We start from the raw sequence: 14,152 nt of genomic DNA, 5'->3' as shown, positions 1-14,152 counted from the left end.
GCCTCCCTGGATGGGGCCGCCGGCCCTATTCTTCATTGTAGCGATAGCCGATCCCATAGAGGGTCTCGATCGCCGCAAAATCACCATCCGCCATGCGCATCTTTTTGCGCAGCCGTTTGATGTGGCTATCGATGGTGCGATCATCCACATAGACCTGATCGTCATAGGCCACATCCATCAGCTGATCCCGGCTTTTGACAAAACCAGGGCGCTGAGCGAGCGCCTGCAGCAACAGGAACTCGGTCACAGTCAGAGAAACATCCTTGCCCTTCCAACTGACCGCGTGGCGCAGCGGATCCATCCGAAGATCGCCACGGTCCATGACCTTGGTTTCGGGTGCTTCCGTGCCAGCTTCGTCACTCTTGAGTGCATCCTGGCGCCGCAGCAGGGTGCGAATGCGTTCCACCAGCAAACGCTGCGAAAAGGGTTTCTTGACGTAGTCATCCGCCCCCATGCGCAGGCCAAGCACCTCGTCGATTTCATCATCCTTGGAGGTGAGGAAGATCACCGGCATCTGGGTTTTCTGGCGCAGCCGCTGCAACAGATCCATGCCATCCATACGCGGCATCTTAATGTCCAGAACGGCCATATCCGGCAGCTTTTTGTTAAAGGCATCCAGTGCGGCCTGCCCATCGTTATAGGTTTCCACCTCAAACCCTTCGGCCTCCAGCGTCATCGCCACAGAGGTCAAAATGTTGCGGTCATCATCCACCAAAGCAATCTTCGACATCGGATCTGCCCCTAAACCTGCTCTTTATATCGCCTGAATTTTTCATACTTCATCGCCCGTCTGGGAGATCGAATCAATCCCCATTGGCGAATCAGGGCGATCTTTGGGCACAATTAGGGCAAAAATGTCTTATCATCCGCTGAACGGCGACCAGCGGCTGGGCATCGTCAGGAATGGTTGCGCTAAACTCCGCCTTGATGGCGCTAACTGCGCCAAACCGTCCTGTTCAGCCATAGAAACCTCATGTTAAGACCCGTCCAACCGGTATCGCCACCGGCGTTTCTGCCCCGATTTGCCTTGGGGCGCAGCTTTTAATGTATGCGGCTGGGCGCAGCCGCCACAGGAGAGAGAACACATGGCATCTGGACGGGTAAACCCGAATTTCCGCCTCGAGGATCAAGGTATCGAGGGTCTGGGCAATGTCCATTACAACCTCATGGAGCCCGCCCTGGTTGAGGCTGCTCTAAAGCGCGACGAAGGCACTCTGGGCAAGGGCGGCGCGTTCCTTGTGACCACCGGAAAGTTCACCGGCCGTTCCCCCAAGGATAAACACGTCGTAAAATCCGACAGCGTCATTGACACCATCTGGTGGGAAAACAACGCCGAGATGTCGCCCGAAGGCTTTGACAATCTCTATGTCGATATGCTCGAGCATATGAAGGGTGGTGACTACCACGTGCAGGATCTGGTTGGCGGTGCCGATGCCAAACATTCGATCAATGTGCGCATGATCACCGAACTGGCCTGGCACGGGCTGTTCATCCGCACCATGCTGCGTCGCCCCGAGCGCGAAGACCTGAATGATTTTGTTGCCGATTTCACCGTCATCAACTGCCCCAGCTTTCAGGCCGATCCCAAGCGCCATGATTGCCGGTCGGAAACCGTTATCGCGATGAACTTTGATCGCAAGCTCATCCTGATCGGTGGCACCGAATATGCCGGCGAGAACAAGAAATCCGTCTTTACCCTGCTGAACTATCTGCTGCCGGAAAAAGGCATCATGCCGATGCACTGTTCCGCAAACCACGCCAAGGACAACCCGGTTGATACAGCCGTGTTCTTTGGCCTGTCCGGCACCGGCAAGACCACCCTGTCTGCCGACCCGGATCGCGTGTTGATCGGCGATGATGAACATGGCTGGGCTGACACGGGCACCTTCAACTTTGAAGGCGGCTGCTACGCCAAGACCATCAGCCTCAACCCAGAGGCCGAGCCAGAGATCTACGCGACCACCTCCAAATTTGGCACCGTGATCGAAAACATGGTTTTCGACCCCGAGACCAAAGAGCTGGATTTTGAAGACGACAGCCTGACCGCCAACATGCGCTGCGCCTATCCGCTGCACTATATTTCCAATGCTTCGGACACCGCGATTGGTGGCCACCCCAAGAACATCATCATGCTGACCTGTGATGCCTTTGGCGTGCTGCCCCCCATTGCGCGGCTGACCCCGGCGCAGGCAATGTATCACTTCCTGTCTGGCTTCACCTCCAAGGTGGCCGGCACCGAACGTGGCGTGACCGAGCCAGAGCCGACCTTCTCCACCTGCTTTGGTGCCCCCTTCATGCCGCGTCGCCCCGAGGTTTACGGCAACCTGTTGCGTGAAAAGATCGCCCAGCATGGCGCCACCTGCTGGTTGGTCAATACCGGCTGGACTGGCGGTGCCTATGGCGATGGCTCGCGGATGCCGATCCGCGCTACCCGCGGCCTGCTGACCGCCGCGCTTGAAGGCACCCTGGCCGAGGTCGAGTTCCGCAAGGACAGCAACTTTGGCTTCGACGTGCCGGTCTCGGCACCCGGCGTTGCCGAAGTCCTGCTGGACCCCCGCCGCACCTGGGACGATCAGGCCGCCTATGACAAACAGGCTGCCAAGCTGGTGCAGATGTTCTCGAACAACTTTGAACAGTACCTGCCCTATATCGACGACGACGTAAAAGCCGCCGCGATCAGCTAAGGCCTGCGCAATAGCAAAGATAGAAAACCCGGCCACTGGCCGGGTTTTTTGTTTTCCAAACGAATTCGCAGCAGCGCTGTCGAGCTATGCGTTTCAGATACGCCCGGTCACCATATCGCGGACCTTCACGGCGTAGCGGTCGGTCATGCCTGAGACAAAGTCTGCAAGGCTGTGCATCGCGGTATATTCATCTGTGATACCGCGCAGGTCCAGATCCACCGCCCGCACCAGTTTGGCCCAATACCCATGTTGCGCCAGGAACAGATCAACATCCCAGCCAGAGGCGCGCAGATCGGCATAAAGCCCATGAAAGTGATCCAGCACCGCAAAGATCACCTGACGGCCCGAAATCTCCAGCTCTGTCTTGCGCCGCGCGGTAAAGATCCGCGCATTTGAAATCTCTTTCATCTGGGCAAAGACCGCTGCCTTGGCAGAGGCTTCCATCAGCCCATCATTGAAATCGCCTGCCATGATCGCATCATAGTTTGCCATGAAGGCATCGACTGCGGCCTTGATCGCCTGATGGATTGCCCCGGCCCGACGCTGCGCCACGATTTCGCCCGCCGTCATCGCCACGTCATCTGCACGGTTGGGCTTGCCTGCGATCTCTTCCAGACAAGTGATCACCTGCTGGGTGGTCAGGTCGCCCACCGTGGCGGCATCTTCCAGATCCAGGATCCGATAGCAAATATCATCTGCCGCCTCGACCAGAAAGGCCAGCGGATGGCGGCGCCAGCATGTGCCCGGACCCGCCCCATCGGCGCGCAGCCCCGTTGCCTCGGCCACCTCGGCAAACAGCGCCGCTTCGGCCTGGAAGACGCCAAATTTCTTCAGGCCGACATAGCCCTCCTGCGACAGTTGCCGCGCCTGCGCCGTACAGGGGTATTTCATAAAGGCCGCAAGGGTCGCATAAGACAGCCGCATCCCGCCCGGACGGCGTGCCATTTCCAGGGTCGCCGCAATGCGAAAGCCCTGGGCATTGCCTTCAAAGGCAGAAAACTCGGCCTGCTGCGCCTGTGGGATCGCCCCGGCCACCCCGGTTTCTGCTTGAAACTTCTGGGCAAACCACTGGCCGATGCTGTCTTCGCCAGAATGGCCAAAGGGTGGGTTGCCAATGTCGTGCACCAGGCAGGCAGCCTGCACAGTGCCGGCAATCGCTTCACGCTGTGCCTCTGTGATATAGCCCTGCTCCAACATGGCCTGTCCCGCCATCCCCCCCAATGAGCGCCCGGCGCTGGCAGTTTCCAGGCTGTGGATCATCCGGTGATGCACATGGTCGTGTTCATAAAGTGGGTGCACCTGGGTTTTCTGCGCCAGACGGCGAAAGGGTTCTGAAAACAGAATGCGATCATAATCCTGCAGATAGGCGGGGCGGCCGGGGGCTTCGGGGAAATCCGGACGACACAGCCGTCCTGCGTTCAACAACCTGTCCCATTGCATCGTCATTATCCTGCCCCCTGTCTGCACAAAACCTGTGCTGCGCTTAAACGGGAGCGCGCGTCAGAATGCAAATGCTTCGCCCTGGCCTATTGCACCGGGCAGGGCGCTTATCCCGGCGCGATGCCCGAAGGCTCCAGCTTGTGCTCTGGCTCGACATGGATGGTGACCAAGGCTTCGGGGAAATCCACCTGGATCGCCTCTTCGATGCGGTCACAGATTGCATGCGAAGCCTGCACCGTCATCGCGCCATCAACCACCATGTGACATTCCACAAATAATGCCACGCCTGCGCGGCGAGTCTTGAGCCCATGCACCTGCAGGGCCCCCGCCGCAGCCTGGTGCAGCAGTTCTTCGATGCGGCTGCGCTCTTCCTCGGGGGCAGCGGAATCCATCAAACCATTCACCGATGACACCACAACGCCGTAGCCTTCGCGCAGGATATTCACCGCCACCAAGAGCGCGAGCAGCGGGTCAAGCACCGCCCAGCCCGTCACCAGCGCCAGACCCAGCCCAAAGAGCACCCCTACCGAAGTCCAGACATCGCTCATCAGATGGCGCCCACCTGCGGTCAGGGCCGGAGAGTTCAACTGGCTGCCACGCGACACCAGCAACCGCGCCCAGAGCAGGTTCACCACCAGCGCCAGCCCATTGACCAAAAGCCCGACACGCCCCCAATCCTGCGGCGAGCTAAGATTGCCAAGCGCCTGCACCGACTGCTGCACAATCAGCAAGGCGGCAATGATGATCATGATCCCTTCCAGCACAGCCGAAAAATATTCCGCCTTGTAATGGCCGAAGGGGTGGCCTGCATCGGCTGGGCGTTTGGCATAGTGAACTGCGACCCAGGCCATAACCGCGCCACCCACATTCACCAGGGATTCCAACGCATCCGAAAACAGCGCCACAGAATCCGTCAGCCGCCAGGCCACTAGTTTCAGCCCCAGCACCAGCAGCGCGATCAGGATCGTCCCCAGAGCCAGCCGTTCCGCATTCATCGATTGCATCTTATTTCCTGCTGCCTCGCGCTCATGGCGCAGGCATATCCAATTGCACCGCGTCCTATTGCGGCCTTATCCCATCAACCCGCGCCGCACCAGATTAAGCCCGGCCACCAACAACACAATAAGCGTGGCCTGTTTGAATAGCTTTTGGTCAATCCGGTCATGCAGCCGCCCGCCGAGCCACATGCCCACCACAGCTGGCAGAACCAGCAGGATAGAAAACGGCAGGGTTTCGCTGCGGATGACGCCAGAGCCGATATGGGCCAGAAACAGGGTCACCGCCCCGATGCCATAGATGACGCCCTGCACCCGGATCTGCTCGCTCTTTTCCAGGTTCAGCGCCGTCAGATAGGCCACCGTTGGCGGCCCCCAGACACCAGAAACACCGCCCACCATCCCGGCAAAGGCCCCCACCATGACCTCGACACGCGGGGTCGGCTTGGCCAGTGTCAGCGCCAGCCCCAACAGCTGCAGCAGCACAAACAGGGTGACCGGCACCCCAATCAACAGGAACATCACCTGTTGCGGCAGAATGCGCACCGTTTGCGCGCTCAGCAGCAGGCAGATCAACACCGCCAGCAGAAAGATCCAAAACCGCTTGAGCGAGGCAAAGGCCGCCCCGACCCCCTGGCGCAGCGCCTGCATCCCATTGGTCACCAGCGTCGGCAGAATCAGCCCGGCCAGCGCCAGCTCGGGCGCCAGAAACAGGCTAAGACCTGAGACCAGAATCATCGGCAAGGCAAAGCCCACCATGCCCTTGACGGTGCCAGCAAAGAGCGCAATCACAAAGGCAATCGCCAAATCTGTCGGCTCAATCGCCGAGAAAATAAGAGAGAAAAACTGATCCATGCCCCTGCCTATCACCCCCTAGATGCAGAGAGAACCGCCCTGGTGAGCAAAATATGATCACGCAACTATTGATCATTATGCCGCATCGCGGCGTATTTTTGTTGCGCTGCACCTGCAAAGTGATTTACCACCAAACCAGCAAGAAGGACGTGATTCAATGGCTCATGACGGACAGGACCTGCAAATGAAACCTATTGTGCTCCCCGATCTGCTGGCGCTCACCGGCGCGGCAATCCTCCCGCTTGAGGGCATACTGGAGGCGGCACAGGATTCTGTGCGCAGCCTAGTCAGCCAAGACGGCCGCGTTTCGGGCCAATTGATCGAGGCCAACCAGACCGCCGCACACGGGCTGTCGTGGCTGGCAACCTATGTTTACAGCCTGCGACAGATGCAGAAATGGGCCGAAGCGCTGCAGGCAGACGGCAAGTTCGGCGAGATGGAGCAGCTAATCCAACAGATTAGCTTTGGCGAATATCTTTGGCAGATCCGTGGCGGCATCCAGATGAACCAGGGAGAAATTATCCGGCTTCAGGATATGGGCGTAAGCCAAGAGGCCCAACGTGGGCTGATGGCCCCCTCGGTGATGACACTGTGCGAAAGCGGCAACACCCAGGCGGCCCGCAGTCGTCTTGCAGAACTGATGCAGGATCAGGCAGGGGCCACCATGTTTGGAACCTCTGGCCTAGAGGAAGAGCTGGAAATGATCCGCGACCAGTTCCGCCGCTATGCCCAGGAAAAGGTCGAACCCCACGCCCATGACTGGCACCTGAAGGATGAGTTGATCCCGATGGAAATCATCGAAGAGCTGGCTGAAATGGGCGTTTTTGGCCTGACCATACCCGAAGAATTTGGCGGCTTTGGCCTGTCCAAGGCCTCGATGGTTGTGGTCTCAGAAGAGCTGTCGCGCGGCTATATCGGCGTCGGCTCGCTGGCGACTCGATCGGAAATCGCCGCCGAACTGATCCTGTGCGGTGGCACCGACGAACAAAAAGCGCAGTGGCTGCCCAAGATTTCCAGTGCTGAAATTCTGCCAACGGCGGTCTTTACCGAACCCAATACAGGCTCTGACCTTGGCTCTCTGCGCACCCGCGCGGTTAAAACCGAAGCGGGCGATTATGAGATCACCGGAAACAAGACCTGGATCACCCATGCCGCGCGCACCCATGTGATGACGCTGCTGGCCCGCACCGATCCCGACACCACCGACCACCGTGGCCTGTCGATGTTCCTGGCGGAAAAGACCCCCGGCACCGATACAGACCCCTTTCCCACCCCCGGCATGACTGGCGGAGAGATTGAAGTATTGGGCTATCGCGGCATGAAAGAGTATGAGCTGGGCTTTGACGGCTTTGCGGTCAAACAGGCCAACCTGCTGGGCGGGGCCGAGGGCAAGGGCTTCAAACAGCTGATGGAAACCTTCGAGTCCGCCCGTATCCAGACCGCCGCCCGCGCCATTGGCGTTGCCCAGTCGGCGCTGGATATCGCCATGCAATACGCCCAGGATCGCAAACAGTTCGGCAAGAGCCTGATCGAATTTCCCCGCGTTTCCGGCAAGCTGGCGATGATGGCGGTTGAAATCATGGTGGCGCGTCAATTGACCTACTTTTCGGCTTGGGAAAAGGACAACGGCCACCGCTGCGACCTAGAGGCCGGGATGGCCAAGCTGCTGGGCGCCCGCGTCGCCTGGGCGGCGGCCGACAATGGCTTGCAAATCCACGGCGGCAACGGCTTTGCACTGGAATACAAGATCAGTCGGGTGCTCTGTGATGCACGCATCCTCAATATCTTTGAAGGGGCGGCAGAGATTCAGGCTCAGGTGATCGCCCGCCGCCTGCTCGCCTGATCTACACCACCATCGGCGCGCCAATCCAGAGAGGCCCGGCCAATATTTGCCATTGGCCGGGCCGCTTCTTGCGCCAAGTGTCATGGCGCCTCCCTGAAAGCGCACCCCAAGCGAGGTGCAGGACGGCTAGGGTTTCACCTACAAACGGCGGGCAAAGGCATCCATGAAGCGGCCACGCGCCTCTGGTAGTGGACGGTTACCAAGGCTGGGTGCCAGATGCATTTCCAGAAAATACCCAGTGGTGCGCAGCCCCTGCGCAACTTCGTTATCTGGGCCTGTCCCCTCGCCGCGCAGCACAGGGGGCAGCGGCAGCAGCCGGTTCACCCATTGCCCGGCATCCTGACGCGACACCGCCCGCCCGGTCTTGGGGGAGATATATGCCAGATCTTCATTGCGGCCAGAGACGGCGCAGGCGCTCAAATCCAGGCCAAAACCCATGGTCTCTAGCAGGGTCAGTTCCCATTTCAGATAGGCCAGCGGCCAGAGGTCATCCTGGCCCATAAGATCCAAGAGTTGCTCTGTTTGCTTGTAAAGATCACGATAGGGCGCGCGTTCCGGCAGGCAGAACCCCAACAGCCCGGTCACCGCATTCAGCCCCGCCAAAGCCAGACGTCCCGAAAGGGCCGCCGCTGCACGGCTGCGCAGGGATTCCGCCTGATAGCTGCCAAGATGGTCCTCTAGCCTGGCCCGCCACAACAGGTCCAGTTGGGCACCGGGTTGCAGCACCGGCGCTTTCTTGCGGCTGGCACCGCCATGCACGATCCCTGCGTGGCGGCCGTGGTCTTCGGTGAACACATCGATGATTACAGCCGTCTCGCCGTGACGGCGACAGCTCAGAAGGATGCCATGGTCACGCCATTCCACCGATCACACCCTCCGCGTTGAACTCTATCTGACCTTTCCGAGGTCTACTCTAGCCCCGGCTCATCCAACAGGTGACGGCCAGCCCGGTCTTCAACCTCGATCACCCAAAGATCGGGATCAAATTCCTGCTGGCGGCGAACGGCGGCATCGACATCAGCCTCGGCTCCGCTGGCATGTTCCACCCATTTGCGTGCGCCGCTCATCAGATCATAGGAGCGATGAAAGCTCTGTGCCTGGCCATTCAGCGTGTTGAGCTTAACCAGCACCGCCCCCGCCGTGTCGTCGCCATGGGCGGTGACAAAGGCCGGAATGCCAACGCCCCGCAGACGCGCCAGATAGGCATGCACCCAGAAGTCTGCGGTCAGGCGGGTCATTCGTTTCCGTCTTTGAAATCCAGCCCCATTTCGGAATAGCGCTCGGACTCTTCCAGCCAGTTGGGGCGCACCTTGACCTGCAGGAACAGATGTACCTTGCGGCCGAGGAATTCCGTCAGCTCTTCTCGGGCGGCCTGGGAAACGGATTTGATCGTCTCGCCGCGCTTGCCCAGCACGATGCCCTTGTGACCATCACGGACCACATAGATGACCTGATCAACCTTGGCCGAGCCATCCTTGCGCTCTTCCCAGTTTTCGGTTTCCACCGTCATCTGATAGGGCAGTTCCTGATGCAGCCGCAGGGTCAGTTTTTCGCGGGTCATTTCCGCCGCGATCATCCGCATCGGCAGATCCGAGATCTGGTCTTCGGGATAGAGCCAGGGGCCTTCAGGCAGTTCACCCGCCAGCCAGAGCCGCAGCGTATCCACCCCGTGACCACGTTCAGCCGAGATGAGGAAGGTCTCGTCAAAACCATACCGATCATTCAGATCTTTGGTGAGGCCAAGCAGGACCTCGGATTGCACCCGGTCGATCTTGTTGATCACCAGCGCCACTTTCCGCCCCTTGCCGAGCTCCGCGAGCCCCTCAAGAATACGTTCAACGCCTTCAGTGACACCACGAGTGGCCTCAATCAGCAGCATCACAACATCAGCATCGGCAGCACCACCCCAGGCTGCTGCCACCATGGCGCGGTCAAGCCTGCGGCGCGGTTGAAACAGGCCTGGCGTGTCAACAAAAACGATCTGGCTATCCCCCTCCATCACAATACCGCGCACACGGGTGCGGGTGGTCTGAACCTTGTGAGTCACAATAGAGACCTTGGCCCCGACCATACGGTTCATGAGGGTGGATTTGCCCGCGTTGGGCTCTCCGATCAGGGCGACGAAACCGGCGCGTGTTGTCATGTTTTTTGCTCCAAACGTGCCAAGAGCGCCTTGGCTGCGGCCTGCTCTGCGAGCCGTTTTGACCCTGCGACGGCGCGTTCTTCGGTGCCATCTTCCAGCCGAACGGCAATGGTAAAGATGGGTTGGTGATCAGGGCCTTCACGCCCCACCTGTACATAGTCGGGCGGCGATTGGCGCCGCGCCTGAACATATTCCTGTAGCGCGGTTTTGGCATCGCGGGCGTCTGCTTCGACCTGATGCACCCGCGCGCCCCAGAGCCGCAGGATCATCTGCTGCGCCACCTCAAAGCCTGCGTCCTTGTAGACGGCCGCGATCACCGCCTCCATGCCGTCACCCAAGAGCGCCAGCTTGCGCCGCCCGCCGGACATCATCTCAGATCGGCCCAGCTTCAGCACCTCGCCTAGGTCGATCTCGCGGGCGACATCGGCGCAGGCCTCTTTGCGCACCAGCGCATTGAAACGCGGTGCAAGTTGGCCTTCGCTGGCCAGTTTGTCATGGTCCAGCAGGGCCGTCGCCATGACCAAGCCTAGCACACGGTCGCCCAGAAACTCCAACCGCTGATTGTCCTTGCGGTTGGGCGATGAAACCGAAGGATGGGTCAGGGCACGCACCAAGAGTTCCGGCCGGGTAAACTCATGCCCGATCCGCTGTTCAAAGGCGCGCATTTCTTTCGATAGTTTCACACGATCCCCTTGAAGTAGCGGTCGCTGCGCCACGTCCAGAAAAACAGCATAGAGCGGCCAGCAGATGAGAACATGATGCGATCAGCCCGACCAATGAGATTTTCCAGCGGCACAAAGCCAACGCCTCCGGCGGTCTGCGCTAGGCGGCTATCGCTGGAATTATCGCGGTTGTCGCCCATAAAGAAGAAATGCCCCTCGGGCACCTTATACACGCCGGTGTGATCGGCCGATTGGTTGCCAATATTCAGGATCGCATGCTGGCGGCCACCGGGCAGAGTTTCGATCTGACGTGACTTCAGGCAGGTACCGCCCTGACCAACCGGTTGATTTTCACACCGCGGGAAAGAGCCCTGCGGCCCCTGCGGCGCCATGGCTTCCTCAAAATTACCAGCATCCTCCAGGCCGACTGCGGTGCCATTGATGAACAAGACGCCGTTTTTCACCTGAATGCTATCACCGGGCAGGCCAATCAGCCGCTTGATGAAATCGGTGCCGGTAACCGGGTGACGAAACACCACCACATCACCGCGTTCGGGATCGCTGCCCAGAAAGCGGGTGTTGTCGCCCCCCAGAAAGCCACAGACATCTTCGGCATCGATATCCAGCCCAATGGCCCCAAGACGGACACTGGGGCAAGAGGCGTAGGAATAGCCATAGGCCATCTTATTGACGAAGAGGAAATCACCAATGAGCAGCGTTTCCTTCATCGACCCGGACGGGATCCAGAAGGGCTGGAAAAACAGGGTCCGAAAGACCCCTGCGATCAACAGGGCATAAACAATGGTCTTTACCGTCTCGAGGATCGATTGGCCGGCGCTAGATTTTGCCGTCATCAGGCTCTCCAGGGTATAAATAAAAGGGTCCGGCGCTACATGAGGGCGCAAGGGGCGCGAGTCAAGCGCCACCATCCGTTTCAACGGGCTGTGCGGCAATTGGATAGGCCTCGATCACCACAAAGGCCTGGGCCCAGGGGTGATCATCTGTCAACGTCACATGGATCACCGAGCTATGGCCCGGTGGCGTCATCTTGGCTAGGCGCTCCGCCGCCCATCCAGTGACGGCCATGACAGGTTGCCCCGTGGAAAGGTTGCTCACCGCCATGTCTTTCCAGGCGATCCCCATGCGCAGTCCGGTCCCCAGCGCCTTGGAGCACGCCTCTTTGGCGGCCCAGCGTTTGGCATAGGTGCCTGCCACATCGCGGCGGTTTTCGGCCTTGCGTTGTTCAACTTCAGTAAAGACCCGATTGCGGAAACGATCGCCAAAACGGTCCAGCGTGCGCTGGATACGTTCAATATTGGCAAGATCTGTTCCGATACCGAGGATCATCAGCCCCCCTCTTCTTTACCTTCCAGGGCACGCTGGTCACCCATTCGATCTGGCGCTCTTGCAGGTTCTGCGCCACTATTTCTTGGCAGCTTCCGAGACTGCACCCGCCGCTTGTGACAGCGCGGCCTGCTCCAGGCCGACCAGCCCCAAGGATTGGTTGATCCGGATATGGACAGCAGACACACTGGCGGTATCCACGCCGCCGGTGTCTGGATCATACAGGCCAACCGGCACCGAAATCAGCACCCCCTTCGAAGGATCATACCCCCTCGTCGCCGCATCAAGAAAAACTTGGCGAAACCCCAATCCGGGCTGGCGCGACAAGACATGACAAGCCTGGCCATAGTCAGGATGCGGCGACAGGATCAATAGATGGTTTGAGCAACAGGTCGGCTCTCCGCCAGTGTCCAGCAACGCAACCCTGATCGCACCATTGGCATAGGTACGGGTTGTGTCCTGCCAGGGTTCCACCAGATTGCGCGCCGAAGCCACCCAGTCGCATTCCTCCAGGCTTTGCGCCCCAGCCGAGGTAACCCCAGAGAACGACAGCAGACAGACGAGCGCCGCAGAGTGCAGAGCCGCAGGCATCTCCTTAGCCATTTCGTGCCTCATCCATCTTGCGGCGCATTTCGGCCAGCGCCGCTGGCAGGCCAACAAACATCGCCTCGCCCATCAGAAAATGGCCAATGTTCAGCTCTTTCACCTGAGGCAGCGCAGCAATGGGGCCGACACTTTCATAGGTCAGACCATGGCCCACGTGGACTTCCAGCCCCAGCCCGGACGCATAGGCCGCCATTTCGGTGATCTTGGCCAGCTCTGCGTCGCGTTCGTCCCAGCGCCCTTCGGCCCAGGCGTCGGCATAGGCGCCTGCGTGCAACTCGATTACCGGGGCGCCGATGCGGTGGCTGGCCTCGACCTGTGATTTTTCGGCCCCGATGAACATTGACACCCGGCTGCCCGCATCCCGCAGGGGCGCAATATAGTCGGCCAACGCATTATCGTTGCCCGCCACATCCAGCCCGCCTTCGGTGGTGCGTTCTTCGCGCTTTTCCGGCACTAGGCAAACCGCGTGGGGTTTATGACGCAGAGCAATCGCCAGCATTTCTGGCGTTGCGGCCATTTCAAAATTCAACGGAATGCGCAGCGCTGCCATCAGGCCATCGATATCGGCATCCACAATATGGCGGCGATCTTCGCGCAGGTGGGCAGTGATACCATCGGCCCCCGCGTTTTGCGCCAAAAGGGCGGCGCGCACCGGATCGGGATTGTCACCGCCACGGGCATTGCGCACCGTGGCCACGTGGTCGATATTTACACCCAATCGCAGCGTATTCTGGCCCATGTCTTTTATCCCGTGCTCTGTCGTGAAATCGTCTCTGACACGCGCAAGATTAGACGGCATGCCGCCGAGGGCAACCCCTCGCCCCACTGCCCAGCAAGCTATTTTGCCTTGCAGACCCGCGGCAGGTTTCGCTTTGGCTTGCGCTTTGCAGACTCTACCATCGGGGTCACACCACCGCTTTCGCGCTCGGCAAGTTTTTTGATGGCGTCAAACTTAGCCTTGATACGCGACCGGCGGTGCTGCTGATAGGCACGGATCACCGGCAGGCTAAGCATGTAGCAGACCGTCGCGGTGATCATGCCGGGCACAATACCGCCAACCAGATAGGGAAAGAACACCTCGTCGTAGAACAGATGCAGCCCATCCCAATCGGCAGGCTGATCGTAAAACAGCGCAAACAGGTTGTCTTTCAGATCCTTGCCCGCATCAATAAATTTCCCCACCAGAGAGGTCTCTAGCTCTCCATTGAATTCGGTGCCCAGCATCCAGTGTCCTGTCTGCAGCGCCGCGATGCCAATGGGCACATAGGTCAGCGGGTTGCCAAAAAAGGTACCACTTAGCGCGGCCAGGATATTGCCATTGATCAAGCGGGCGATAAGGGCGGCGACAACAAAATGCATCGCATAGAACGGGGTAAAGGTGGTGAAGACCCCGGCCCAGACCCCACGGGCAATGCGTTCAGGCGAATCGGGCAGGCGGCGGACCCGGTGCTTCACGTATAGAAACGCCCGCTTCCAGCCCCCTCGGGGCCAGATGAAATCCGCAACCGCCCGAAGGAGCGAGCGTCTATCACGGCGCCTGAATACCAAAGCCCTGCGTCCTTCCTTGTTTCGACCGCACC

General features: G+C 59.5%; 15 protein-coding genes. 2 read left to right on the top strand and 13 right to left on the bottom strand.

Annotated features, from left to right (window positions below; translation table 11 throughout):
- Positions 1-25 precede the first annotated feature (25 nt).
- Positions 26-730 (bottom strand): response regulator transcription factor, encoded by a 705-nt coding sequence (locus LRK71_RS16540; protein ID WP_232405040.1) that lies wholly within the window; start codon positions 728-730, stop codon positions 26-28.
- A 355-nt stretch (positions 731-1,085) separates the two neighbouring features.
- Here LRK71_RS16540 and LRK71_RS16535 point away from each other — a divergent pair, with 355 nt between their 5' ends.
- Complete coding sequence (locus LRK71_RS16535) at positions 1,086-2,684, top strand: phosphoenolpyruvate carboxykinase (RefSeq protein ID WP_232405039.1); 1,599 nt, start codon at positions 1,086-1,088, stop codon at positions 2,682-2,684.
- Positions 2,685-2,777: 93 nt separating this feature from the next.
- On the opposite strand, the gene dgt is transcribed toward LRK71_RS16535, so the two are convergent.
- From dgt to LRK71_RS16520, 3 genes are all read right to left on the bottom strand, one after another.
- Positions 2,778-4,124: a dGTP triphosphohydrolase gene (dgt, locus tag LRK71_RS16530; protein ID WP_232405060.1), complete on the bottom strand. Its 1,347-nt coding sequence runs from the start codon at positions 4,122-4,124 to the stop codon at positions 2,778-2,780.
- A gap of 107 nt (positions 4,125-4,231) precedes the next feature.
- A complete protein-coding gene (locus LRK71_RS16525) occupies positions 4,232-5,128 on the bottom strand; it encodes a cation diffusion facilitator family transporter (protein WP_232405038.1) in 897 nt (298 codons plus the stop codon).
- 66 nt (positions 5,129-5,194) lie between these two features.
- Entirely contained in the window at positions 5,195-5,974 is a 780-nt protein-coding gene (locus LRK71_RS16520) for a sulfite exporter TauE/SafE family protein (RefSeq protein ID WP_232405037.1), read from the bottom strand.
- A gap of 157 nt (positions 5,975-6,131) precedes the next feature.
- On the opposite strand from LRK71_RS16520, the gene LRK71_RS16515 reads away from it, so the two are divergent.
- Entirely contained in the window at positions 6,132-7,817 is a 1,686-nt protein-coding gene (locus tag LRK71_RS16515) for an acyl-CoA dehydrogenase family protein (RefSeq protein WP_232405036.1), read from the top strand.
- 138 nt (positions 7,818-7,955) lie between these two features.
- Here the strand turns inward: LRK71_RS16515 and recO are convergent, their stop codons facing one another.
- The 9 genes from recO to LRK71_RS16470 form a co-directional block, all read right to left on the bottom strand.
- A complete protein-coding gene (recO, locus tag LRK71_RS16510) occupies positions 7,956-8,681 on the bottom strand; it encodes a DNA repair protein RecO (RefSeq protein WP_232405035.1) in 726 nt (241 codons plus the stop codon).
- Positions 8,682-8,725: 44 nt separating this feature from the next.
- Positions 8,726-9,055: a DUF1491 family protein gene (locus tag LRK71_RS16505; RefSeq protein ID WP_232405034.1), complete on the bottom strand. Its 330-nt coding sequence runs from the start codon at positions 9,053-9,055 to the stop codon at positions 8,726-8,728.
- Positions 9,052-9,960 carry a GTPase Era gene (era, locus tag LRK71_RS16500; protein WP_232405033.1) on the bottom strand — a complete coding sequence of 303 codons (909 nt, stop codon included), beginning with the start codon at positions 9,958-9,960 and terminating at the stop codon, positions 9,052-9,054. Before era ends, LRK71_RS16505 begins: the two co-directional genes overlap by 4 nt.
- A complete protein-coding gene (gene rnc / locus LRK71_RS16495) occupies positions 9,957-10,643 on the bottom strand; it encodes a ribonuclease III (RefSeq protein ID WP_232405032.1) in 687 nt (228 codons plus the stop codon). Before rnc ends, era begins: the two co-directional genes overlap by 4 nt.
- Positions 10,640-11,476 carry a signal peptidase I gene (gene lepB / locus LRK71_RS16490; protein ID WP_232405031.1) on the bottom strand — a complete coding sequence of 279 codons (837 nt, stop codon included), beginning with the start codon at positions 11,474-11,476 and terminating at the stop codon, positions 10,640-10,642. Before lepB ends, rnc begins: the two co-directional genes overlap by 4 nt.
- Positions 11,477-11,537: 61 nt before the next feature.
- Positions 11,538-11,969 carry a holo-ACP synthase gene (acpS, locus tag LRK71_RS16485; RefSeq protein ID WP_232405030.1) on the bottom strand — a complete coding sequence of 144 codons (432 nt, stop codon included), beginning with the start codon at positions 11,967-11,969 and terminating at the stop codon, positions 11,538-11,540.
- Positions 11,970-12,044: 75 nt separating this feature from the next.
- On the bottom strand, positions 12,045-12,569 hold the full coding sequence (locus LRK71_RS16480; protein ID WP_232405029.1) for a hypothetical protein: 525 nt from the start codon (positions 12,567-12,569) through the stop codon (positions 12,045-12,047).
- Complete coding sequence (locus LRK71_RS16475) at positions 12,562-13,311, bottom strand: pyridoxine 5'-phosphate synthase (protein ID WP_232405028.1); 750 nt, start codon at positions 13,309-13,311, stop codon at positions 12,562-12,564. Before LRK71_RS16475 ends, LRK71_RS16480 begins: the two co-directional genes overlap by 8 nt.
- A gap of 98 nt (positions 13,312-13,409) precedes the next feature.
- On the bottom strand, positions 13,410-14,120 hold the full coding sequence (locus tag LRK71_RS16470) for a DUF2062 domain-containing protein (protein WP_232405027.1): 711 nt from the start codon (positions 14,118-14,120) through the stop codon (positions 13,410-13,412).
- Positions 14,121-14,152: the final 32 nt, after the last annotated feature.

It is taken from the genome of Pseudophaeobacter flagellatus, assembly GCF_021228235.1.
Classification (GTDB): Bacteria; Pseudomonadota; Alphaproteobacteria; order Rhodobacterales; family Rhodobacteraceae; genus Pseudophaeobacter; species Pseudophaeobacter flagellatus.
The sequence above is the reverse complement of the archived record's forward strand: the minus strand, read 5'-3'. Positions and strand labels throughout refer to the sequence as shown.